This window comes from Bradyrhizobium sp. 2TAF24, from assembly GCF_052115025.1.
GTDB lineage: Bacteria > Pseudomonadota > Alphaproteobacteria > Rhizobiales > Xanthobacteraceae > Bradyrhizobium_A.
Genome location: NZ_JBFRFW010000001.1, coordinates 79,732 through 102,950 on the forward strand (window position 1 = coordinate 79,732; position 23,219 = coordinate 102,950).

Genomic DNA, 23,219 nt, shown 5'->3' on the forward strand with positions numbered 1-23,219 from the left:
GCCTGCGGATCAGACGTCCCGTAACCTCCTGAACACGGAGAGTTCTAGAGGACCCACACCCTCCTCGACAACGCCCCAGCCCAGGCCCTCATACCAGGTCCGGAGCGCCGGACGGGCGGCGAGATAGACCTGCGCTGCGCCAGACCCGAATGCCGCCTCAGCCGCGGCCGCGACAAGCGCCGCGCCGATGCCGCTGCCGCGGCGATCCGGCTCGACCCATACGGCCGCAACCCAGGGCGTGTAGTGCGGACGATCGTCGAGATCGGAGGCGATCACCGAAGCCGTTCCCAGGAACGTCGGACCATCGTGCGCCACCAGCGCAAGCGGGAGAGTTCTGGCGATCATGTTTTCCCGAAGCCGCGCGGCGATATGGTCGCGCGGCACACCATGGCGTTGCCACCAGGCTGTCCAGATCCGGTCCGCCACAATGGCAAAGAATTCCGGTCGCTGCTGCAGATTCACGATCAACATCGGCGACCGGCTCCGGTCAGGCTGACCCCATCACGCCAGATGCTTGCTGAAGAACGCGGTCGCGCGGCCCCACGCCAGCTCCGCGGCCTCGCGGTCATGAACCGCAGCGCGCTGCTCGTTCACGAACGCATGGTCGGCATCATAACGGAAGAACTCGGCCGCCTTGCCCGCCGCCTTCAGCCCGCTCTCGAACGCATCCACCACCTGCGGCGTGCACCAGTCGTCCTTGCTGGCGAAGTGGCCCTGCAGCGGCACCTTGATATCGGCGGGCTTCGCCGCCTGCTCCGGCGGAATGCCGTAGAAGCAGACGGCAGCGCTGAGTTCGGGAATCCGCGCCGCACCGATGATGGTGACCGCGCCGCCGAGGCAGAAGCCGGTGAGGCCGACCTTGGCGCCATTGCGCTTGAGATACTGCACCGCGCCCCGCACCGTCTGCTCGGTGGCGTCGAGGAAGTCCAGCGAGCCCATTTCCTTATTGGCGGCTTCAGTGTCGTGATACGGCACGAGCACGCCATTGTAGAGATCGGGCGCGAGCGCATCGAAACCGGCGAGCGCAAAGCGATCGGTCAGGCCCTTGATGTTCTCCGACAGGCCCCACCACTCCTGGATGACGACCACGCCAGGCGCATTGCCGCGCGAAGCATTGGCAAGGTAACCCTTCACCTCTTTTCCATCGGGCCGTTTGAACGAGATGGTTGTTCCCATGTCTTCCTCCAGGGGGATTTGAAAAGGGGACTTGAATTGAGCGGCGCATGAGGAGCGCTGCGGCGCGCGCAGCATGCCGCCGCCGGCCCGCGCGTGCAATCGCCGAATGGCCAAGCGCGGCGGGGAGCTGCATGGCGCGCCCGTCAACGCGACGCGTGCCGGAATGAAAAAAGGGCTCCCCGCGGGGAGCCCTTTTCACGATCTCATGCACAACGAAGCGCCGATGTCAGTGGGCGTTGGCCCAGACCTTGCGCTTGGTGAAGTACAGCAGGGTCGACAGCACCAGCAAGAAGATCATCACCTGCAGGCCGAGCTTCTTGCGGGCCTCGAGCTTCGGCTCGGCGGTCCACATCAGGAAGGCGGCGACGTCGGTGGCGTACTGCTGCACGGTCTGCGGCGAGCCGTCGTCATAGGTCACCTGGCCGTCGCTGAGCGGCTTCGGCATACCGAGCGCGTGGCCCGGGAAGTACTTGTTGTAGTTCGAGCCAGCCGGCAGGGCGAAGCCCTTCGGCGCCTCCTCGTAGCCCTGCAGCAGGGCAGCGATGTAGTTCGGGCCCTTTTCCTGGAACTGCATCACCAGGTCGATCAGGAACTGCGGGAAGCCGCGCTCATAACCGCGCGCCTTGGCCATCAGCGACAGGTCAGGCGGCAGCGCCCCGCCATTGGCGGCGCGGGCCGCCTGGTCGTTCGGGAACGGCGCCGGGAAGTAGTCCGCCGGACGGCCGGGACGCTCGAACATCTCGCCCTGGTCGTTCGGGCCGTCCTTGATCTTGTACTCGGAGGCGAGGCTCGCCGCCTGGGCTTCGTTGTAGCCCGGGCCACCGGGATCCGCGATGTTGCGGAACGCGATGTAGTTCAGCGAGTGGCAGGCCGAGCAGACTTCCTTGTAGACCTTGAGACCGCGCTGCAGCTGCCCCTGGTCGAACTTGCCGAACGGGCCGGCGAACGACCACTTGAGCGACGGCGGGGTCGGCTGGCTGTGGGCGTCCTCGGCGCGCGAGTTGCCGGCGGCGCCCAGCAGCAGCAGGCCGGCGAGGCCGAAGATCGCGAGCACCGACGCCGCTGTCTTCAGCTTGCCCTTGCTGAGCACGTCATCGGCGATCGAGTTCGGCAGCGGACGCGCCGTCTCGATGCGGCTGAGGATCGGCAGCAGCACCAGGAAGTGGAAGAAGTAGTACGCGGTGAAGATGCGGCCGGCGATCACGTAGATGCCTTCCGGCGGCTGCGCGCCAAGCCAGCCCAGCACCAGGCAGACCGCCACGAAGATCCAGAAGAACTGCTTCGCCAGCGGCCGGTAGCGCGACGAGCGCGCCTTGGCGCCATCGAGCCAGGGCAGGAACGCCAGCACCAGGATGGCGCTGAACATCGCGACGACGCCGCCGAGCTTGCTCGGGATCGAGCGCAGGATGGCGTAGAATGGCAGGTAGTACCATTCCGGCACGATGTGGGCCGGGGTCACGCCGGGGTTGGCGACGATGTAGTTGTCCGGGTCACCCAGGAAGTTCGGCGTGTAGAACAGGAACCAGGCATAGAACAGCAGGAAGCAGGACATGCCGAACGCGTCCTTGATGGTCGCATACGGCGTGAACGGCACCGTGTCCTTCTCGGTCTGCGGCTCGACACCGGCCGGGTTGTTCTGGCCGACGACATGCAGCGCCCAGATGTGCAGCACAACGACGCCGGCGATCACGAACGGCAGCAGGTAGTGCAGCGAGAAGAAGCGGTTCAGCGTCGGGTTGCCGACCGAATAGCCGCCCCACAGCAGGGTGACGATGCTCTCGCCGACATAGGGAATGGCCGAGAACAGGTTGGTGATGACGGTGGCGCCCCAGAAGCTCATCTGGCCCCACGGCAGCACGTAGCCCATGAAGCCGGTGGCCATCATCAGCAGGTAGATGATGACGCCGAGGATCCAGAGGACCTCGCGCGGCTCCTTGTACGACCCGTAATAGAGGCCGCGGAACATGTGCACGTAGACGGCGATGAAGAACATCGACGCGCCGTTCGAGTGCAGGTAGCGCAGCAGCCAGCCGAAGTTGACATCGCGCATGATGCCCTCGACCGACTTGAAGGCGAGGTCGGCATGCGGGGTGTAGTGCATCGCCAGGATGATCCCGGTGATGATCTGCACGCCCAGCATCATCGAAAGGATGGCGCCGAACGTCCACCAGTAGTTCAGGTTGCGCGGCGTCGGGTAGGCAACGAACGAGGAGTGGACCAGGCCACCGATCGGCAGGCGCCGTTCGATCCACTTCAAAACTGCGTTCTGCGGGTTGTAGTCGGAGGGTCCGCTCATGATGCGATCCTGAGAAAGGTGATGCGAGGCGTCGGCCGCAGAGGGCTCAGCCAATCTTGATTTTGCTGTCCGAAAGGAAGGCGTAGGGCGGCAGCGGCAGGTTGGCCGGCGCCGGTCCCTGGCGGATACGACCCGAGGAGTCGTACTGCGAACCGTGGCACGGACAGAAGAAGCCGTCGTAGTTGCCTTCGTGAGCGATCGGGATGCAGCCGAGGTGGGTGCAGATGCCGATCACCACCAGCCACTGCTCATGGCCTTCCTTGACCCGCGCCTGATCGGACTGCGGATCCGGCAGGCTCGAAACCGGCACCGCGCGGGCCTCTTCGACCTGCTTCTTGGTGCGGTTCATGATGTAGATCGGCTTGCCGCGCCAGAACACCTTGATCGCCTGCCCTTGCGCGATCGGCGACAGATCGACATCGATCGGCGCACCGGCGGCGATGGTCGAGGCATCCGGATTCATCTGGGAGATGAGGGGCCAAGCCGTTGCAACGGCCCCAACGGCCGCCACGGCTCCGGTTGCGACATAAAGGAAATCGCGGCGGGTCGGCTCCGCCGAAGTCGAGGTCGTCACGTTCCCAAACCCTTTCTGGTCTGCAGCCGGCGGAACCGTCCCCGGGAACGCATGCAAGCGAGCGATCCGGGTGGTCGCCGGTCCGCGGGTCTCCCCGCGGCAGCAGGACCACACCCCCCGCCAACCGGCCGAAACCGGACGGAACATGCAATCCAGAATCGTTCTATTGGCACCCTTGCCCGGAGAGCGCAAGCCCGCTATCGGCAGTCTCCCGCGCGATGCACGAAAACCGGATTTTTGTTGCGGTTCTGTCATCCGCCAGAGGTCTCTCCCCGATGCGGATCGCACTGTTTCAACCCGACATTCCGCAGAACACCGGAACGATTCTGCGGCTGTGCGCCTGCCTTGCGGTGGAGGCCCATATCATCGAGCCGGCCGGCTTCCCGGTCAGCGACTACCATTTCCGGCGATCCGGCATGGACTATCTCGATCAGGTGACGATCCAGCGCCATGTTTCCTGGAGCGAATTTGCCGCCTGGCGGGAGCAGGACGGGGGCCGGCTGGTGCTGTTCAGCACCAAGGGCTCGGAGCCCTACCTCGCCCACCGCTTCGCCCCGGGCGACATTCTGCTGTTCGGGCGGGAATCGGCCGGCGTGCCGGACGAGGTGACGGCGGCCGCCGACGCCCGGCTGCGGATCCCGATCGCGCCCGGGCTGCGGTCGATCAACGTGGCTATGGCAGTCGCCATGGCATTGGGGGAGGCCCTGCGGCAGACCGGTGAAGGACCCCAGATGTTAGAACCGGGACACGAGACATGAGCTATGCGGTCAAGGAAATCTTTCTGACCCTGCAGGGCGAAGGCGCCCATGCCGGGCGGACCTCGGTGTTCTGCCGCTTCGCGGGCTGCAACCTGTGGACCGGCCGGGAACAGGACCGCTCCGAGGCGACCTGCCGGTTCTGCGACACCGACTTTGTCGGCACGGATGGCACGCTCGGCGGCCGCTACGCCACGGCGGATGCGCTGGCGGACACCATCGCGGCGACCTGGAACGGCCCCGACACCCACCGCTACGTGGTCTTGACCGGCGGGGAGCCGATGCTGCAGATCGACCCGGCGCTGATCGACGCCCTCCATGCGCGGCACTTCACCATTGCGGTGGAGACCAACGGCACGATCGCCCCGCCGTCCGGCCTCGACTGGGTTTGTGTCAGCCCGAAGGCCGGCGCCCCCTTGCGGGTCCGCGCCGGCCACGAACTGAAGCTCGTCTATCCGCAGGAGGGCGCGCCCCCCGAGGATTTCGCCGGCCTCGCCTTCGAGCGGTTCTCGCTGCAGCCGATGGACGGCCCAGACGTCGCTGACAACACCGCGCGGGCCATCGCCTACTGCCTCGCGCATCCGCTGTGGCGCCTGAGCGTGCAGACGCACAAGGCCCTCGGCATCAGATAGGGATTGATCGAACCGATGTGGGAATTGACCAAGTCGTTCCATTTCGAGGCGGCCCATGCGCTGTCCGGCACGACGCTCGAGGCCATCGCCGAGGAAATCCACGGCCACTCGTTTCGCGCCGAAGTGGTGATCCGCGGCACGCCGGACCCGGTGACCGGCATGGTGATGGATCTCGGCCTGCTGGAGCGCCGGATCGCCGAGGTCCGGGCGCTGCTCGACCACAAGTTGCTGAACCGGATCGAGGCACTGGGGATCCCGACACTGGAAAACCTCACACGCTTCATCTGGGAGCGGGTGCAGGACGCAGGTCCCGTGGTCCGGGTCAGCGTCCACCGTGACAGCTGCGGCGAGAGCTGCAGCTATTTCGGCCCGCAGGGCCGGTGAAACAGATGACCAGTGAGGGGCGCATGGACATGTCGGAGATCGAGCAGCGCAAGCAGACGGCGCGAACCTGGTTCGAGAGCCTGCGCGACCAGATCTGCACCGCGTTCGAGCAGCTCGAGGACGAGGCCCCGGCCGAGCTGTTTCCGCAGGCCCCGGCCCGCTTCGTCCGCACGCCATGGCAGCGCACCGATCACAGCGGCGCCCCCGGCGGCGGCGGCGTGATGTCGATGATGCGCGGCCGCCTGTTCGAGAAGGTCGGCGTGCACTGCTCGACCGTGCATGGTGAGTTCGCCCCCGAGTTCCGCGCCCAGATCCCCGGCGCGGCCGACGATCCCCGCTTCTGGGCGTCGGGCATCTCCCTGATCGCCCATCTGCGCAGCCCGCATGTGCCGGCCGTCCACATGAACACCCGCTTCGTGGTGACCACCAAGGCGTGGTTCGGCGGCGGCGCCGACCTCACACCGGTACTCGACCGCCGGCGCACCCAGGAGGACGCCGACACCGTCGCATTCCATAGCGCGCTGCGCGATGCCTGCCACGCCCATCCGGCGGTGGCGCCCTACGACAAGTTCAAGAACTGGTGCGACGAGTATTTCTACCTGCCGCACCGCAAGGAAGCGCGCGGCATCGGTGGCATCTTCTACGACTGGCTCGACAGCGGCAGCTGGGATGCCGACTTCGCCTTCACGCAGGATGTCGGGCGCGCCTTCCTCGCGATCTACCCGCAACTGGTCCGGCGCAACGTCGCGGCGCCGTGGACCGACGCCGACCGGCAGGAGCAACTGGTGCGGCGCGGCCGCTATGTCGAGTTCAACCTGCTGTACGATCGCGGCACCATCTTCGGCCTCAAGACCGGCGGCAATGTCGATTCGATCCTGTCGTCGATGCCGCCCGAGGTAAAGTGGCCGTAGGCGGCGTCACCCGCCGCATCTGCACGTCACAACCGGTGCTCGCGGCGGAAGCGCGCCACGGTCTCGTCCGCGATCCGCGTCAGGCTGTCGGGATCGGATGCGAAATCACTGGCGAGCCAGGCATCCTCCGCCAGCGTCAGGATGTGGCCGAGCGCCGGCCCCTCGCCGATGCCGCGGGCGATCATGTCGGCGGCCCGGATCGGAAACTTCGGCGCGGTCCAGCGGTCGGGCAGCGTCGCGAGCTCGATCCAGCGCGCCTCGTCCGAGGTCCGGCCGGCGCGCGCCCACGCCAACATGATGCGGTCGCGATAATTCCGCACCCCGAGCCGGTACAGCCGCCGCTTGGCGAGCGCGTCGTCCATGCCGCGCAGCCGCCACCAGCGATGCCCCATCGAGTCCAGCTGCTTGGCTTCCGCGTTCGACAATCGCAGCCGCTGCGCCACCCGCCGGGCATCTTCCGTCACCGCGACGGCGAGCGCGCCAAGGCGGAGCATCGGATCGGGCGCGCGCTGCAGCGCCGCCTCCGCCGTCACCATCGTCGCGAAGGCGCCGTGATAGGTGACGCTGCCGAGCAGCGCCAGCAGCAGTCCGCCATCGCCCATGGTCACCAGCACCTCGGCGGCGCGTGGCGCGACGACGAGCTTGAGCATTTCCATGCGCACGCGCTCGGCCGACAGTGTTGCGAGGCCTGCGCGCGCCCGGGTGCAGGCGATCAGGCCCGCGCGGTCGAGCTCGCCTTCGCCATAGGCCGCCGCGATGCGGAAGAAGCGCAGCACCCGCAGATAGTCCTCGGCGATGCGCGCCTCCGGCTCACCGATGAAGCGTACCCGCCGGGCCGCAATATCGGCGAGGCCGCCGGCATAGTCGTGCACCACGCCATCGACGGTAGCCGACAGCGCGTTGATGGTGAAGTCGCGGCGCTGCGCGTCGCGCGCCCAGTCGCGCCCGAACACCACCCTGGCCTTGCGGCCATAGGTCTCGACGTCCTCGCGCAGCGTCGTGATCTCGAACGGATGCCCGTCGGCGACAACCGTCACCGTCCCGTGCTCGATGCCGGTCGGCACCGCCTTGAAGCCCGCCGCGGTCACGCGCCGCACCACCTCCTGCGGCACGGCCGTGGTGGCGATATCGACATCACCGATCGGACGATCGAGCAACGCGTCGCGCACGGCGCCGCCAACCACCCGGGCTTCCTCGCCATCGCCGTTCAATAGGACGAGCAGGCGCCGCGCAGGCCCGCCGCGCAACCACGGCGCATCATGCAGCAGGGGCTCGGTCATTGGTACGTCCCCGGCACCAGCTTTCCGTTCTCCATGTGCGCAGGCACATAGGTCGAGCCCGGCGGCGCACCGGAAAAATTCGCGAGCAGAACCAGGCTGACGATGGTGAGCAGCAAGGCGCCGATCAATAGCCGCGCCACGACGGCGCTCGGCCATGACGCGGCGGTCAACAACCCGGCACGAGTCGCGATCAGGAATACGGCGTAGACCGCGAACGGAATCAGGAAGATGCCGATTTCGGTCAGGAGCGGCCGAATCATGACGGCGCCCCGGTGTCCGCGACGCCGCCGGCCCGGACACAGCCTTCCGGGCCTGCAGGTTTGGACATCTCGCTGGATCCGGAGCTGCACACTACACGATGATCCGCTCATACAGCACCCGCAGGATGCCTGCGGTTGCGCCCCAGATGTAGCGTTCGGCGAACGGCATGGCGTAGTACGACCGCATCACGCCGCGCCACTCCTTGCTGTGCATCTGATGGTTGATAGGATCCATCAGGAACGCCAGCGGCACCTCGAACACCTCGTCGACTTCATCGGCATTGACACGCAGCTCGAAGCCGGGACGCACCCGCGCCACCGTCGGCAGGATGCGGAAGCCGAACCCGGTGGCGTAGAGATCGAGATAGCCGACCGGCGTGACAAAAGACCGTTCCAGGCCGATCTCCTCCTCGGCCTCGCGCAGGGCCGCGTCGAGCGGGGTCGCATCGGTCGGGTCGATCTTGCCGCCGGGAAACGAGATCTGACCGGCATGATCGTTGAGGTGGGCGGCGCGCTGGGTCAGCAGCACGGTCGGCTGGTCACGCTCGACGACGCCGATCAGCACGGCGGCGGGACGGATCGGGCGCTCCTGCGCGACGATCCGCAGCATGTGATCGGTGCCATGATCGCCGCTCGGCGGAATGATGGCGGCATCGGTCAGCCCCGGCGGCACATCGAACGACAGACGCGCCTTCGCTCGTCGGAAAAAATCCGCCGAAGAGATGTCGGCAGACGCATCCCACTTCAGTAACGGCTCGGTCAAGTCACGCCTCTCGCCTGCTCCGCATCGGCCATCGCAAAGAAGGCGCCTGTCGATGCCACGCCGAATTTGGCATGACCATCGACGATTCGCTCCTCGCCGAGCTCCACCAGATCGTAATAGACGGCGCGCGTCACCCGTGCCCACAATCCGCTGCGCACATGCAGGTAGGGCGTCAGCCCGCCGTCCGCCGCGCTTTCGAAACGCAGCGCATGGTCGGTGTCACAGCGCACCCAGTCGTCCACATTGGTCCGGAAGTGAAGAACGGCCTCGGCCCCCGCGCCCTCGCGCTGCATCTCGACGGCGAGAAACGGCACGTCGTCGACCCGGATGCCGACCTTTTCCACCGGCGTGACCAGAAAGTGCTTGTCGCCTTCGCGCTTCAGCACGGTCGAGAACAGCCGCACCAGGGCCGGGCGCCCGATCGGCGTGCCGAGGTAGAACCAGGTGCCGTCACGCGCGATCCGGATGTCGAGGTCGCCGCAGAAGGGCGGATTCCACAAATGCACCGGCGGCAGCCCCCGCGCGCCGGCGGTGCGGGCGGCACCGGCAATCTCCTCCAGCGCATTGCCGACCTGCGGCCTCGCCGTCTGCCCTTGCTTCGCCATGGTTTGCCCCGACGCTCGTCCGGTCATTGTGGCACGATAGATGCAACCACGATCGATGCAAAATTACCGGATGTAAACCGGGCTGATACGGATCGAATTGAGACAGAACGGAACGATGCAACCTGAACGACGCCACCCGAAAGCATGCGGCACGGTCTCCAACTCGTGATCGGCTCGCCCCACCTCTACCGATAAGGTGGGGAAAGCTTAATTCAAGGACATACATGGTCTTTTGGGAAGTCTAGCATGGAAGCCGGAATGGGACAGTCCGAGAGCGGCGATCGCGCAGCAGGGGTTTTCTCCCCGGCGTTTCGTCCCTGGCAGCCCCGACAGGCTGAGGGCAACGGACCGACGGCCGTGCGATCCACAGGAGAAGACGATGGCAGACAGCGCTGAGAAACTGGAGGACGTGATCGTCCGCTCTGCGGAACAGGTGGCGGGGCAGATTCGCGCTGCCAAGGAGGCGATCGCGACCGTGATCTTCGGCCAGGACCGCGTGGTCGAGAACACGCTGGTGACCATCCTGTCCGGCGGACATGCGCTGCTGATCGGCGTCCCCGGCCTTGCCAAGACCAAGCTGGTCGAGACGCTCGGCGTCACGCTCGGGCTCGATGCCAAGCGCATCCAGTTCACCCCCGACCTGATGCCGTCCGATATCCTCGGCTCCGAGGTGCTGGACGAGAGCACCAGTGGCCGGCGCTCGTTCCGCTTTATCGCCGGTCCGGTGTTCGCGCAGCTCCTGATGGCCGACGAGATCAACCGTGCCAGCCCGCGCACCCAGTCGGCGCTGCTGCAGGCGATGCAGGAGCAGCATGTCACCGTCGCCGGCGCGCGACACGACCTGCCAAAGCCCTTCCATGTGCTGGCGACGCAGAACCCGCTGGAGCAGGAAGGCACCTATCCGCTGCCGGAGGCACAGCTCGACCGCTTCCTGATGGAGATCGACGTCGACTATCCGGACCGCGACGCCGAGCGCCGCATCCTGTTCGAGACCACCGGCGCGGAGGAGACCCAGGCCAGGGCGGCGATGACGCCGGACGCCCTGATCGCCGCGCAGCGGCTGGTGCGCCGCCTGCCGGTCGGCGATTCGGTGGTGGAGGCGATCCTGTCGCTGGTGCGCTCGGCGCGTCCCGGCCCGGACAGCGGCCCGACCGGCAAGCTGATCGCCTGGGGCCCCGGCCCGCGCGCGAGCCAGGCCCTGATGCTGGCGGTACGTGCCCGGGCGCTGCTCGACGGCCGCCTCGCGCCCTCGATCGATGACGTGCTCGACCTCGCCGAGCCGGTGCTCAAGCACCGCATGGCGCTGACCTTCGCGGCCCGCGCCGAAGGCCAGACCATCACCGATGTGATTGGGCAGCTCAAGGCACGGATCGGCTGATGGCGGAGCGCACCAGCCAGGAGACACTTGCGGTCCGCCGTGCCGACGGCGAGAGCCGCACGCTCGCGGCTTCATTGCCGCGTCTCGTGCTGGAAGCGCGCCGCATCGCCGCCAATGTCATCCATGGCCTGCACGGCCGCCGCCGCGCCGGCCCCGGCGAAAGCTTCTGGCAATACCGCCGCTTCACCACCGGCGAGCCGGCGCAGAACGTCGACTGGCGCCGCTCGGCCCGCGACGACCATCTTTATGTCCGCGAGCATGAGTGGGAGGCCGCGCATACCGTCTGGCTGTGGCCCGACCGCTCGGCCTCGATGGCGTTCGCATCGAAGACGGCGCGCGACAGCAAGCTCGAGCGCGGCCTGATCGTCAGTTTCGCGCTCGCCGAATTGCTGGTCGCGGGCGGCGAGCGGGTCGGCATCCCCGGCCTGATGGCGCCGAGCGCGAGCCGCAGCATCATCGACAAGATGGCGCAGGCGATCCTGCACGACCGATCGGACCGCCTCAGCCTGCCGCCGTCATTCGTGCCCTCGCCGCTGTCGGAAATTCTGGTGCTGTCGGACTTCTGGTCGCCGATCAGCGAGATCCGCACCATGCTCGCCGGCCTCTCTGCCTCCGGCGCCCATGGCACGCTGCTGCAGATCGTCGATCCGGCGGAGGAGAGCTTCCCCTATTCCGGGCGCGTGATGTTCGTCGAGCCCGAAGGCGGCGGCGAGATCACTGCCGGCCGCGCCGAGACCTGGGCGAACGACTATGTCCTGCGCATCGCGCGCCATCGCGCCGAGATCCGCGCCGAGACCGATCGCCTCGGCTGGCTGTTCTCGACCCACACCACCAGTCGCTCGGCGGCCGACCTGCTGCTGGTGCTGCACGGCAGCCTGAGCGCCGGCAGAACCGGCACGCCCCTCACCGCGGGGCGCAGCGCATGATCGGTGGCCTGCCTCTGTCCTTCGCTGAACCGTTGCTGCTCATCGGACTGGTCAGCCTGCCGGTGCTGTGGTGGCTGCTGCGGGTGATGCCGCCGCGGCCCCGGCGCATCGACTTCCCGCCGACCCGCCTGCTGTTCGACATCGCTCCGAAGGAGGAGACGCCGTCGCGCACACCGTGGTGGCTGACGCTGCTGCGGCTCGCCGCAGCCGCGCTCGTGATCCTTGCCGCGGCCGGCCCGACCTGGAATCCGCAGACCGGCGTCGGCCGCAGCAGCGCGCCGCTGGTGCTGCTGATCGACGACGGCTGGAGCGCCGCTGCGAGCTGGGACGCACGCATGCGTGCCGCTGACGAACTTATCGCCAATGCCGATGGCGACCGCCGTGCGGTGGCACTGGTGCCGCTGTCGGAGCCCGCGCGCGACATCACGCTGATGACCGGCGGCACCGCCCGCGTGGCGCTGCGCCAGCTCGCGCCAAAACCCTATGCGGTCGAGCGCGTCGAGACGCTGCCGGCCGTCCAGCGCTTCCTTGCCACCACCGGCAACGCCGACATCGTCTGGCTGTCGGATGGCGTCGACACCGGCCGCGGCAGCGACTTCGTCGCCGGTCTCGGCAAGGCCATCGGCGATCGCAGCCTGACCATCGTCGAAGGCGGCGTGCCGCCGGCGCACGCGCTGGCCGCGGCCGAGAATGCAGCTGCGAAAATGACCGTCAAGGTGCTGCGCGCCCGCAGCGGCGGCGCAGACGCGGGCATCGTGCGCGCGCTCGACCAGAAGGGCGCGCCGATCGGCGAGACGCGCTTCGTGCTGTCGGCGCAGGATCAGGACACCGAGGCATCGTTCGATCTGCCGGTGGAGCTGCGCAACGACATCGCCCGCCTCGAGATCTCCGGCGAACATTCCGCCGGCGCGGTGCAACTGCTCGACAAGCGCTGGCGCCGTCGTGCCATCGGCGTCGTCAGTGGCGCCACCAGCGACACCGCGCAGCCGCTGCTGGCTTCGACCTTCTATCTGACGCGGGCGCTGGCGCCGTTCGCCGATGTGCGGCTCGGCGAGCGCGGCGCGCCGGCGCAAGCCATCGGCCAGTTCCTAGACCAGAAGCTGCCGATGCTGATCCTCGCCGATGTCGGCACGCTGTCGCCCGAAATCCGCGACCGTCTCAATGGCTGGCTCGACCAGGGCGGCGTGCTGGTGCGCTTCGCCGGTCCGCGCCTCGCCGCCGGCGACGACGACCTCGTGCCGGTGAAGCTGCGCCGCGGCGGCCGCACGCTCGGCGGCAGCCTGACCTGGGAGAAGCCGCAGCATCTCTCCGCCTTCGCCGCCGACGGGCCGTTTGCCGGTGTCGCCGTGCCCGCGGACGTCACCGTCAACCGCCAGGTGCTCGCCGAGCCCGACCCGTCGCTCGCCACTCGCAGCTGGGCCTCGCTCGCCGACGGCACGCCGCTGGTCACAGGCGAGCGGCGCGGCAAGGGCATGGTGGTGCTGTTCCATGTCAGCGCCGACATGCGCTGGTCGGACCTGCCGCTGTCCGGCGCCTTTGTCGAGATGCTGCGGCGGATCGTCGACCTCTCCGGCTACACCGCCAATCCGGGCCCCGGAGCCGCAACCGACGCGGCCGCCAAGGACGCCGTGCCGCCGCTCCGGGTGCTCGACGGCTTCGGCGCCTTCGGCCCGCCGCCGGCGACCGCCAAGCCAATCGCCGCGGATTTCCGCGACCGCGCCACCTTCGACCATCCGCCCGGCTTCTATGGCCCGCCGGAAGGTCCGGTCGCGGTCAATACGCTGGCGGCCGCCGACCGGATCGCCATGCTCGATACGTCCGCGCTCAAGGCGCAGCGCACGGCCTACACCAACACCGAACCGCGCGACCTGCGTGGGCTGATGCTGTCGGCGGCGCTGGCGCTGTTCCTGATCGATGCAGTCATCGTCGCGCTGCTCGGCGGCGGGCTCGCGGCGCTGCTGCGCCGGCGTCCGGCAACCGCAGCGCTTCTCGCTGCGACATTGCTGACATTGATACCCGCGGCCAACCACTCCGCCATGGCGCAGGACAGGATCAGGGCTGCCCCTCCCCCCGCCGCAAACGCGAGCGGCGACGACGCCGCGATCCGCGCGGTGTCGCAGACCCGCCTTGCCTATGTCGTCACCGGCAACGACGACGTCGACGGCATCGTCAAGGCCGGCATGGCCGGCCTGACCCTGTTCCTGGCGCAGCGCACCGCGCTGGAGGCCGGCGAGCCGATCGCGGTCGATCCGGCGAAGGACGAACTCGCGTTCTATCCGCTGGTGTACTGGCCGGTGCTGCCGGGCGCGCCGAAGCCGTCGCAGGATGCGCTCAACAGGCTCGACGCCTACATGAAGCAGGGCGGCACGGTGCTGTTCGACACCCGCGACGCCATCGAGGCGCCGCCGGGCGCAGGCGGCGAAGCGCAGACGCCGGGCATGCAGGCGCTGCGCACCATTCTCTCGTCGCTCGACATCCCCGAGCTCGAGCCGGTGCCGCGCGAGCATGTGCTGACCAAGACATTCTACCTGCTGCGCGACTTCCCCGGCCGCTTCAACAGCGGCCAGACCTGGGTCGAGGCGCTGCCGCGCGAGGACGAGGATGACAGCAACGCGCGGCCGGCCCGTGGCGGCGACGGTGTCTCGCCCATCATCATCACCTCGAACGACCTCGCCGGCGCCTGGGCGATGCGCCCGGATGGCCAGCCGATGCTGCCGCTGACGCCGGGCGAGCCGCGCCAGCGCGAATTCGCCTTCCGCGCCGGCGTCAACATCGTGATGTACACCCTGACCGGCAACTACAAGGCCGACCAGGTGCACGTACCGGCGCTGATCGAGCGGCTGGGGCAGTAATGAGCCGCGGCTTCGCGGCGGACTATCTCCTCATCCTGAGGAGCCCGCACAGCGGGCGTCTCGAAGGATGAGGCCCGTGAGGCCGAACGCGACGTTCGGGCCTCATGGTTCGAGACGGCGCTTCGCGCCCCCTCACCATGAGGAGGACAGATGAGCCGGAAATAGATCTGCGTCGGCGCATGACGCAACAGGAGCAACATGCAGTACGGCATCGCCTTCGCACCGCTGGTTCCGACGACCGTGCTCTGGATCGGGCTCGGCGCCATTGTCGTGATCGCGGCCCTGCTGCTGCTCGCGCGCGCCCGCGGCGCCGCGATCCGTGTCGCGGCGCTGGCCTTGATCCTGCTCGCGCTCGCCAATCCCTCGTTCACCCGCGAGGAGCGCGAGCCGCTGTCCTCCGTCGCCGCCGTGGTGATCGACAGGAGCCCGAGCCAGACATTCGGTGACCGCGCGAAGGAGACCGAGGCAGCGCGCACGGCGCTGGTCGACCGGCTCAAGCAGGTCAAGGGCCTCGAGGTGCGCGTGGTCGAGGCCGGCCAGGCCGACGGCGAGACCGACGGCACCAAGCTGTTCGGTGCGCTGACCTCGGCGCTGTCGGACGTGCCGACCGACCGTGTCGCCGGCGCGTTCCTGATCACCGACGGCCGCGTCCACGACATCCCGGCGAATGCCGCGGCAATCGGGTTTTCCGCGCCGCTGCATGCGCTGATCACCGGCCGCAAGGACGAGCGCGATCGCCGCATCGCGATCGTGGCAGCGCCGCGCTTCGGCATCGTCGGCCAGCAGCAGACCGTCACCTACCGCCTCGACGACCAGGGCGTGGCCGGCCAGCAGGCGCGCGTCACCGTGCGCCGCGACGGCGAGGTGCTCAGCGAGCGCCAGGTCATGAGCGGCCAGACCGTCAGCCTCGGCATCGACATTCCTCATGCCGGCCCCAACATCATCGAGATCGAGGCGACGCCGCTCCCTGGCGAACTGACGCCGGTCAACAACCGCGCCGTGGTGTCGATCGACGGCGTGCGCGACAAGCTGCGCGTGCTTTTGGTGTCCGGCGAGCCGCATTCCGGCGAGCGCACCTGGCGCAACCTGCTGAAGTCCGACGCCAGCGTCGATCTCGTGCATTTCACCATCCTGCGGCCGCCGGAGAAGCAGGACGGCACGCCGATCAACGAACTGTCGCTGATCGCATTTCCGACGCGCGAGCTGTTCCAGCAGAAGATCAACGAGTTCCAGCTGATCATCTTCGACCGCTACGCCCGCCAGGGCGTGCTGCCGATCTCCTATTTCGACAACATCGCACGCTATGTGCGCAACGGCGGCGCGGTGCTGGTGTCGGCCGGGCCGGACTATGCCTCGACCACCAGCATCTGGCGCACGCCGCTCGACACCGTGCTGCCGGCCGAGCCGGTCGGCGTCACCGAGAAAGCCTTTATCGCGCGGCTCACCGATGTCGGCAAACGCCATCCGGTGACGCGCGGCCTCGACGGCTCGGCCAGCGAGCCGCCGCACTGGAGCCGGTTCTTCCGCCTAGTCGACACCCGCAACGTCACCTCACCGGCGCTGATGGAAGGCGCCGACAACAAACCGCTGCTGGTGCTGTCGCGCCAGGGCGAAGGCCGTGTCGCGCTGATCCTGTCCGACCATATCTGGCTGTGGGCACGCGGCTATGAGGGTGGCGGCCCGCATCTCGACCTGCTGCGCCGTATCTCGCACTGGCTGATGAAGCAACCCGAGCTCGACGAGGAAGCGCTGCGGCTCGCCGTGCATGGCCGCGAGCTTCAGGTGACACGACAGACCATGGCGGACAGCGCCGCGCCGGTCACCGTCACCTCGCCCTCCGGCGCCACGCGTACGCTCAACCTGACCGCCGGCGATCCCGGCCAGTGGCGCGCCACCACCGACGCCGGCGAACTCGGCCTGTGGCAGGCGACCGACGGCACGCTGAAGGCGCTGATCAATGTCGGCCCGGTCAATCCCCGGGAATTTTCCGAGGTCACCTCAACCACCGAGACGCTGGCGCCGCTGACACGCGCGACCGGCGGCGACACGCGCCGCATTGCGGATGCGTCCGGCATCGATTTGCCGCGCATCGTGCCGGTGCGCTCGGCGACCTCATTCCAGGGCGACGGCTGGCTGGGCGTGCGGATGCGCGACGCCAGCGTGGTCAAGGGCATCGGCGTGCTGCCGGTGTTCGCCGGCCTCATCGGACTGCTGCTGCTGATCGGCGCCTTTGCCGCGACCTGGGTGCGAGAGGGGCGATAGCGCCACACCCGTGCCGCGGCACGCGCGGGCCCTGAACCTCGCCGCCGCGGATCGCGACCAATCGACGGACCCATGGTCGGACGAGCGCAGGTTACGCCGTGCGCGCTTGCACGACACAGCCGGAAGCAGCCATGAATCCGTCCGCGATCGCGCGGCTCGTGCTTGCCGCATCCCTGACCTGTGACATCGCCGCCGCACGTGCGCTCAGCCCAGTGGCGCAGCACGGCATCATGATCACGCTGGAGCGCGGCCCCTGCGAGGCGCGCTGCGCGGTCTATCGCCTCACCCTCGATGGCGCCGGCCATGTCGTCTATGTCGGCGGGCATTTCGTGCACAAGGCCGGCCGCGCCACCGCGCGCGTGCAGCCCGATGCGGTTCATCAGATCGCAAGGGAGCTTGAGGCGCTCGACTTCTTCGCCCTCAAGGAGGCCTACGGCCGCGATCCCGGCGACTGCGTCGCGCGCCAGGACGATGCGCCGACCGCCGCGCTGACGCTGAACGTCGACGGCCGCCACAAGACGGTGCAGCACAATGTCGGCTGCACCGGCCCCGTCGCCTCGCGCCTCAGCGAGATCGCCGCCGCGATCGATCGTCTGGCCGGCGTCAGCCGCTGGACCAAGTGAGATCACGTCATCCCGGAGACGCTCATGTCCCTCGATCGCGCCAAAGCCATCGCCTTCGCCAGGAAGCACTGGACCATCCCCTGCGACGACGGCCTGCTCTGCCTCGACAATGACGTTCTCACCATCGCGCACAAACGGCGGGAACTCAGGGCGCCCGCTGCGGAGGGCTGGGAAGCGATGTTCGTGCGCTACACCGACGTGACTGGCGCCATCTCGGAGAAGGCGGTGTTCCGGAAGGGCACTGAGGAGAAGCTGATCAACGACTGGGCCGGCCTTGCCGACTGCGCCCATTTCCTGTCGCGGTGCCTGCAGGCCGGCGGCGTCAATGTCAACCAGCGTGGCGTGCACGGCCTCGTCATGGCGCTGCAGGAACGCGCCGACACCAGAACCCTGTGCGACCGCGTCGACCGGGAGGCCGCGCAGCGCGTGATCGACACCGGCATCTTCAAGAACGGCGACATGCTCGGCTACTTCAATGTCAGCCCGCACGGTGACTACGGCCAGATCCGCTATACCCACTCGACCATGTTCGCCGGCAAGCTCGATCCGGACGATCCCGGCCGCATCACCTGCCATTCGATGTCCCGTTTCCCGGGCCTGTCCGACATCGAGGACCGCTGGTTCCTGAAGGACGGCTACAAGTACACCCTGATCCATTTCACCAGCGACGACGGCGTGGTCGGCGCCACCACCGCGCGCACGATCGCCGGCTGGTGGAAGGTCACGTTCGGCAGCGAGACGCTGTTCTACGATGTGCTGTCTGATGGCCGGACACGGATGGCGCGCACCGCGCCGAAGACGACGACATCGCCCCTGCCGGAGGCCGCCGCCATCGCCAGCGGGCACTGGTTCGAGCGCGCCGGCGTCGTCACCCTGATCTGGCGCCGGACCGGAACGGTGGAAATCTGGACCCGCGATCCGGCCAGCGGCGGCTTCACCATCCAGCGCAACAGCCACCTGTCCGGCCGCGCCGAGCATCTGTGAGGGCGCGGCCTGCCGAGCGCCCCTCCCAATCCCGGCGGTGTGGCCGAAATCCACCATCCTCCCGACAAGCGGCAGCGCCGGTGGGCAGCACCGTTGACAGCCCCCTGCCGGGCGAGCGATGTTATATTATAACACCGCGAGCGAGGTCAGCCGCTGGCCGACCCGTCGCCGTGGGGGCGTGACATGACCTGGGTGCGATCGCGAACGAGACAGGGAGCGATGCTGGCGCTGTTGGCGCTGGCGATCCAGCTCGTGCTGTCGTTCGGGCACTTCCACGCCGACGGCCTCGCCCATGCCACCCCGCTGACAGCCACCAGCGGGCAGACCGCAGCATCCATCCCTGCCGGCCCAGCCTCCAATCGCGACAATCCGGCCGCGGACGCCTGCGCCATCTGCGCCACCGTGGCGATGGCCGGCACCGTGCTCGCGGCGACGCCGCCGGCCCCGGCGCTGCCGGTTGCGTTCATCGTCGCACCGGCACCGCGCGCGCGCGACATCGACCTTGCCCGGGCGAGCGGTGCGGCCTTCCGCTCCCGCGCCCCACCCCGTTCCTGACACCGATCTGATCGCAGGGCTCGCGCCGCACAGTTTGCGGACGTCCCCCAGCCACGGTCCGCTCGCATTCCGCGAGCCGCAAGCCGTCCTTCCGCAGCCCGTGACAACGGGCGCGCGACGGCATCATCAGGAATCACATCATGCTTCGCTCGCCCACCACCCGCGCTCTTTTCCTCGGCGGCTCGGCACTTGCCGTGCTCGCCGCCGCCACCTCCACCGCCTCATCCCAGAGCGCCAGCCCTGCTCCGTCGGCAGCACCGCCCGCGCCTACGGCGGCGCCATCGTCCAGCTCCACCGCCCTGCCCGAAATCGTCGTGCAGTCGCCGAGCCCGATCGTGCGGCGGCGCCCGGTGCATACGGCATCCGGCACCGGCACGGGGCCCCACCGTCCGGCGCGCGCGTCCCATCCCGTCCAGCAGGCCGCCGCCCCCGCCCCAGCGGCACCGCAGGCCGAGCCGCCCACGCGCGGCGCGCTGCCGATCGTCACCGACCAGTTCGCCACCGTCACCGTGGTGCCGAACGAGGAAATCCGCCGCAACGGCGCCTCCACCCTCGGCGACCTGCTGCTCGACAAGCCCGGCATCACCGGCTCATCGTTCGCGCCCGGCGCCTCGAGCCGGCCGATCATCCGCGGCCTCGACGTCAACCGTGTCGGCATCGCCGAGAACGGCATCGGCGGCGGCGGCGCATCCGACCTCGGCGAGGATCACTTCGTGCCGATCGATCCCCTGACCACCAATCAGGTGGAGGTGATCCGTGGCCCGGCGACGCTGCGCTACGGCTCGCAGTCGATCGGCGGCGTGGTCAGCGCCACCAACAACCGCATTCCCGACGCGATGCCCTGCGCGCAGCCGTTCCAGTCCTACGGCATGCCGATGAAGGCGCCGCTCGCCGCCTCCGCCCCCTGCGTCAGCTTCGAAACTCGCAGCGGTTTCTCCAGCGTCAATCTCGGCCGCGAGGGCGCGATGCTGCTCGATGCCGGCGGCAACAACGTCGCCATCCATGCCGACGGCTACCTGCGTTCGAGCGAGGACTACGGCGTGCCGAGCTATCCATACCGGTTCGAACCGGGCCGGCCGTTCAACGGCCGCCAGCCCAATTCAGCGGCACGCTCGGAGGGCGGATCGCTCGGCGGCTCCTACTTCTTCGACGGCGGCTTCGTCGGCCTCGCGGTGATCCAGAACAACGCCCTCTACCATATCCCGGGCATCGACGGCTCCAACCACAACACCCGCATCAACGCACATCAGACCAAGATCCTGTCGAAGGGCGAGTACCGTCCGGACTCGCCGCTGATCGACGCGATCCGCTTCTGGATCGGCGCCACGGACTATCGCCACAACGAGCTCGGGCTCGCCGATCCCGCAGATCCGACCTCCGACGGCTTGCGCCAGACCTTCACCAACAAGGAGCAGGAAGGCCGCCTCGAGGTGCAGCTTGCGCCCTTCAACCTGCGTTTTGCGAGCCTCACCACCGCGATCGGCGTGCAGGCTGGCCACCAGGAGCTGACCGCGCCGAGCCCGGACAATCCGGGCACGCAGTTCAACGGCCTGTGGGACCCCAACCACAACAGCCGCGTCGCCGGCTACATGTTCAACGAGTTCAGGTTCAGCGACACCACCAAGGCGCAGGTCGCGGGCCGCATCGAGCATGTCAGCCTCAGCGGCATGACGCCGGACTTCCCGGCAGACTTCATCCCCGACGGCATCGATCGGCCGACCGTGCAGCGCAATCCGAACTACACGCCGAAAAGCGTGAGCATCGGCCTGATCCAGAACCTGCCGTGGGATCTCGTCGCCAGCCTCACCGCGCAATACACCGAACGCGCGCCGAAGCCGGCCGAGCTGTTCTCGCGCGGCGCCCACGACGCCACCGGCACGTTCGACATCGGCAATCCCAACCTGACAATCGAGGCGGCGAAGTCGGTCGAACTGGGGCTGCGCCGCGCCACCGGGCCGTTCCGGTTCGAGGCCACCGCCTACTACACCCGCTTCAACGGCTTCATCTTCCGCAACCTGACCGGCCTGATGTGCGGCAGCGATTTCGCGTCCTGCGGTAACGGCGATCCCGGCAACGAGGGCAAGCAGGCGATCTACTCGCAGCGCGACGCCACCTTCCGTGGCGGCGAATTCCAGTTCCAGTACGACGTGATGCCGATCGCCAGCGGCCTGTTCGGCGTCGAGGGCCAGTACGATATCGTGCGCGCCACCTTCACCGACGGCAACAACGTGCCGCGCATTCCACCGCAACGCCTCGGCGGCGGCGCCTACTGGCGCAACACCAACTGGCTGGCCAAGGTCAACCTGCTGCACGCCTTCGCGCAGAACCAGACCGGCGGCGTCGAGACGCCGACCCCGGGCTACGACCGGCTGCGCGCGGAGCTCAGCTACACCGAGAAGCTGCCGCACAGCGGCTTCGGCCTGTCGGAGTACACGATCGGCGTGATCGGCGACAACCTGCTCAACCAGGATATCCGCGACCACGTTTCCTACACCAAGGACGAGGTGCTGCTGCCCGGCATGAACATCCGCGTGTTCGCCAACACCAGGTGGTGATGGCCGCGCGCTTCGGAGCGCGGAAACCGTCATGGTGAGGAGGCGCGTAAGCGCCGTCTCGAACCATGACGCCCGATCTTTTTGTGCGTCATTCCGGGGCGTCGCGCAGCGACGAACCCGAAATCTCTGCGACAAAATCTCGTGGTGCGGCCGAGATTCCGGATCGCCGCTGCGCGGCGTCCGGAATGACGGTGGGATGCGGGAAAGGCCTTGAGATGCGACGCCGTGGCCTCATCCTTCGAGACGCGGCTTGCGCCGCTCCTCAGAATGAGGAGGTGACGTCGGAGGGAAGCGGCAAACGGTCGTGACGCCAGCGTCAGCCAATCGCTTCCGGCGCGCTCCAGTCGGGGCGGATCGCGCCGCTGACGCCCTCGAAGGCGCCCTCGACCAGCTCGGCCACCAGAAGGCGCCTTGTGTCGACCGGCCCCGGCATGATGGCACGGCCCTTCGGGATCGGCTTGAAGCCGGCCTTGGTGTAGTAGGCGGCATCCCCCACCAGCACCACCAGGCGGTGGCCGGCGGCCTTGGCGTCCTGCAGCGCCCGCGCCAGCAGCGCCTTGCCGACGCCGCGGTCGCGGAATGGCGGCTCGACCGTCAGCGGTCCGAGCAGCAGCGCCGGGGTGTCGCCGATGCAGATCGGCAACTGCCGCACCGAACCGACCAGCAGCGTGCCGATATGCGCGGTGAAGGACAGGCTGAGGCGGTGGCCAACATGCTCGCGCAGCCGGTAGGCGCTGAGCACGAACCGGCCCGGGCCGAAGGTGCGCTCGTGCAACCGCTCGATGGCCGTGGCGTCGTTGGCGGTTTCCGGCAGGATGGTCAGGGACAGGTCGCTCATGGCTGCGCCGCATAGCATCTGGCGCCGGGGCGGTCCATGGCGGAGATGGGCCTGGCGAACCGCGTTCAGCTCCAGTCTGGCGACGTCGGCGCGTTCTCCAGCACTTCGGCGATCCGCCGCCGGGTGCCGCGGGTGGTGTCGTCCGGAAGCGCATCGAGCGCGTAGAAGCCGCAGGCGATGATCTCGTGGTTCGGCGCCGGCAGGCCAGCCTGACGGAACGCGCGCACCACATAGACCGCGACATGATCGCGCCGGGAAATCCGGCGGTTGAAAAACACCCCATGCAGCGTCGGGGGGCCCGTGATCTCGATCTGGCCCTCCTCCCACAACTCGCGCGTGAGCGCCTCATTGCAGGTCTCGCCGACCTCGACCCCGCCACCCGGCAGGTGCCAGCCCGCGACATAGGAGTGCTGCACCAGAAACACGCGGCCATCCGCATCCACGACCAGCGCGCGCACGCCGAGCGTCATGCCACGGGCGAAGCGCCAGTACAGATGCAAGACACGGCGGATCGCCGGCTCGAGCGCCGTGCGCAACGGTTGCAGGTTCATGGCGTCGGCGTCCCGATGTCCCCTTCCGCGCCCACGCGTCGCATGGCGCCTGACAGGCC

Annotated in this window: 22 protein-coding genes; 12 read left to right on the forward strand and 10 right to left on the reverse strand. The window is 68.4% G+C overall.

Going from position 1 to position 23,219, the window contains the following annotated elements:
- Nucleotides 1–9: 9 nt before the first annotated feature.
- The 4 genes from AB4Z37_RS00370 to petA form a co-directional block, all read right to left on the reverse strand.
- Nucleotides 10–471, reverse strand: a complete 462-nt coding sequence (locus AB4Z37_RS00370) for a GNAT family N-acetyltransferase (RefSeq protein WP_441514694.1) — start codon at nucleotides 469–471, stop codon at nucleotides 10–12.
- A gap of 30 nt (nucleotides 472–501) precedes the next feature.
- The gene (locus tag AB4Z37_RS00375; RefSeq protein ID WP_441514695.1) at nucleotides 502–1,176 is read right to left on the reverse strand and encodes a dienelactone hydrolase family protein; all 675 of its coding nucleotides are present in this window, start codon (nucleotides 1,174–1,176) and stop codon (nucleotides 502–504) included.
- Nucleotides 1,177–1,402: 226 nt separating this feature from the next.
- Complete coding sequence (locus AB4Z37_RS00380; RefSeq protein ID WP_441514696.1) at nucleotides 1,403–3,472, reverse strand: cytochrome c1; 2,070 nt, start codon at nucleotides 3,470–3,472, stop codon at nucleotides 1,403–1,405.
- Nucleotides 3,473–3,518: 46 nt separating this feature from the next.
- A complete protein-coding gene (gene petA, locus AB4Z37_RS00385; protein WP_441515223.1) occupies nucleotides 3,519–4,046 on the reverse strand; it encodes a ubiquinol-cytochrome c reductase iron-sulfur subunit in 528 nt (175 codons plus the stop codon).
- A gap of 275 nt (nucleotides 4,047–4,321) precedes the next feature.
- Here petA and AB4Z37_RS00390 point away from each other — a divergent pair, with 275 nt between their 5' ends.
- From AB4Z37_RS00390 to hemF, 4 genes are read left to right on the forward strand one after another with little or no spacing between them, the layout of a single operon-like run.
- Nucleotides 4,322–4,804, forward strand: a complete 483-nt coding sequence (locus AB4Z37_RS00390) for a tRNA (cytidine(34)-2'-O)-methyltransferase (RefSeq protein ID WP_441514697.1) — start codon at nucleotides 4,322–4,324, stop codon at nucleotides 4,802–4,804.
- A complete protein-coding gene (gene queE, locus AB4Z37_RS00395) occupies nucleotides 4,801–5,433 on the forward strand; it encodes a 7-carboxy-7-deazaguanine synthase (RefSeq protein ID WP_441514698.1) in 633 nt (210 codons plus the stop codon). Before AB4Z37_RS00390 ends, queE begins: the two co-directional genes overlap by 4 nt.
- 15 nt (nucleotides 5,434–5,448) lie before the next feature.
- The gene (locus tag AB4Z37_RS00400; RefSeq protein WP_441514699.1) at nucleotides 5,449–5,817 is read left to right on the forward strand and encodes a 6-pyruvoyl trahydropterin synthase family protein; all 369 of its coding nucleotides are present in this window, start codon (nucleotides 5,449–5,451) and stop codon (nucleotides 5,815–5,817) included.
- A gap of 23 nt (nucleotides 5,818–5,840) precedes the next feature.
- Nucleotides 5,841–6,728: an oxygen-dependent coproporphyrinogen oxidase gene (hemF, locus tag AB4Z37_RS00405; protein ID WP_441515224.1), complete on the forward strand. Its 888-nt coding sequence runs from the start codon at nucleotides 5,841–5,843 to the stop codon at nucleotides 6,726–6,728.
- Between the two features lie 26 nt (nucleotides 6,729–6,754).
- Here hemF and AB4Z37_RS00410 read toward each other — a convergent pair whose 3' ends face one another.
- From AB4Z37_RS00410 to AB4Z37_RS00425, 4 genes are all read right to left on the reverse strand, one after another.
- The gene (locus AB4Z37_RS00410; RefSeq protein WP_441514700.1) at nucleotides 6,755–8,008 is read right to left on the reverse strand and encodes a CCA tRNA nucleotidyltransferase; all 1,254 of its coding nucleotides are present in this window, start codon (nucleotides 8,006–8,008) and stop codon (nucleotides 6,755–6,757) included.
- Nucleotides 8,005–8,268, reverse strand: a complete 264-nt coding sequence (locus tag AB4Z37_RS00415; protein WP_441514701.1) for a DUF6111 family protein — start codon at nucleotides 8,266–8,268, stop codon at nucleotides 8,005–8,007. Before AB4Z37_RS00415 ends, AB4Z37_RS00410 begins: the two co-directional genes overlap by 4 nt.
- 91 nt (nucleotides 8,269–8,359) lie before the next feature.
- Entirely contained in the window at nucleotides 8,360–9,031 is a 672-nt protein-coding gene (locus AB4Z37_RS00420) for a CoA pyrophosphatase (protein WP_441514702.1), read from the reverse strand.
- On the reverse strand, nucleotides 9,028–9,636 hold the full coding sequence (locus tag AB4Z37_RS00425) for a DUF1285 domain-containing protein (RefSeq protein ID WP_441514703.1): 609 nt from the start codon (nucleotides 9,634–9,636) through the stop codon (nucleotides 9,028–9,030). The genes AB4Z37_RS00420 and AB4Z37_RS00425 overlap by 4 nt, the downstream gene beginning before the upstream one ends.
- A gap of 379 nt (nucleotides 9,637–10,015) precedes the next feature.
- Here AB4Z37_RS00425 and AB4Z37_RS00430 point away from each other — a divergent pair, with 379 nt between their 5' ends.
- The 8 genes from AB4Z37_RS00430 (at nucleotide 10,016) to AB4Z37_RS00465 (ending at nucleotide 21,771) form a co-directional block, all read left to right on the forward strand.
- The gene (locus AB4Z37_RS00430; protein ID WP_441514704.1) at nucleotides 10,016–11,014 is read left to right on the forward strand and encodes an AAA family ATPase; all 999 of its coding nucleotides are present in this window, start codon (nucleotides 10,016–10,018) and stop codon (nucleotides 11,012–11,014) included.
- A complete protein-coding gene (locus AB4Z37_RS00435; protein WP_441514705.1) occupies nucleotides 11,014–11,940 on the forward strand; it encodes a DUF58 domain-containing protein in 927 nt (308 codons plus the stop codon). The genes AB4Z37_RS00430 and AB4Z37_RS00435 overlap by 1 nt, the downstream gene beginning before the upstream one ends.
- On the forward strand, nucleotides 11,940–14,792 hold the full coding sequence (locus AB4Z37_RS00440; RefSeq protein WP_441515225.1) for a DUF4159 domain-containing protein: 2,853 nt from the start codon (nucleotides 11,940–11,942) through the stop codon (nucleotides 14,790–14,792). Before AB4Z37_RS00435 ends, AB4Z37_RS00440 begins: the two co-directional genes overlap by 1 nt.
- Before the next feature lie 198 nt (nucleotides 14,793–14,990).
- A complete protein-coding gene (locus AB4Z37_RS00445) occupies nucleotides 14,991–17,054 on the forward strand; it encodes a hypothetical protein (RefSeq protein ID WP_441514706.1) in 2,064 nt (687 codons plus the stop codon).
- Between the two features lie 131 nt (nucleotides 17,055–17,185).
- Entirely contained in the window at nucleotides 17,186–17,677 is a 492-nt protein-coding gene (locus tag AB4Z37_RS00450) for a DUF6438 domain-containing protein (RefSeq protein ID WP_441514707.1), read from the forward strand.
- 24 nt (nucleotides 17,678–17,701) lie between these two features.
- A complete protein-coding gene (locus AB4Z37_RS00455; protein ID WP_441514708.1) occupies nucleotides 17,702–18,661 on the forward strand; it encodes a hypothetical protein in 960 nt (319 codons plus the stop codon).
- 219 nt (nucleotides 18,662–18,880) lie between these two features.
- Nucleotides 18,881–19,216 carry a DUF2946 family protein gene (locus tag AB4Z37_RS00460; RefSeq protein WP_441514709.1) on the forward strand — a complete coding sequence of 112 codons (336 nt, stop codon included), beginning with the start codon at nucleotides 18,881–18,883 and terminating at the stop codon, nucleotides 19,214–19,216.
- 140 nt (nucleotides 19,217–19,356) lie between these two features.
- Complete coding sequence (locus tag AB4Z37_RS00465; protein WP_441514710.1) at nucleotides 19,357–21,771, forward strand: TonB-dependent receptor; 2,415 nt, start codon at nucleotides 19,357–19,359, stop codon at nucleotides 21,769–21,771.
- 316 nt (nucleotides 21,772–22,087) lie between these two features.
- On the opposite strand, the gene AB4Z37_RS00470 is transcribed toward AB4Z37_RS00465, so the two are convergent.
- Both AB4Z37_RS00470 and AB4Z37_RS00475 read right to left on the reverse strand, forming a co-directional pair.
- The gene (locus tag AB4Z37_RS00470; protein ID WP_441514711.1) at nucleotides 22,088–22,609 is read right to left on the reverse strand and encodes a GNAT family N-acetyltransferase; all 522 of its coding nucleotides are present in this window, start codon (nucleotides 22,607–22,609) and stop codon (nucleotides 22,088–22,090) included.
- 65 nt (nucleotides 22,610–22,674) lie between these two features.
- Entirely contained in the window at nucleotides 22,675–23,160 is a 486-nt protein-coding gene (locus AB4Z37_RS00475; protein ID WP_441514712.1) for an NUDIX domain-containing protein, read from the reverse strand.
- Nucleotides 23,161–23,219 lie beyond the last annotated feature (59 nt).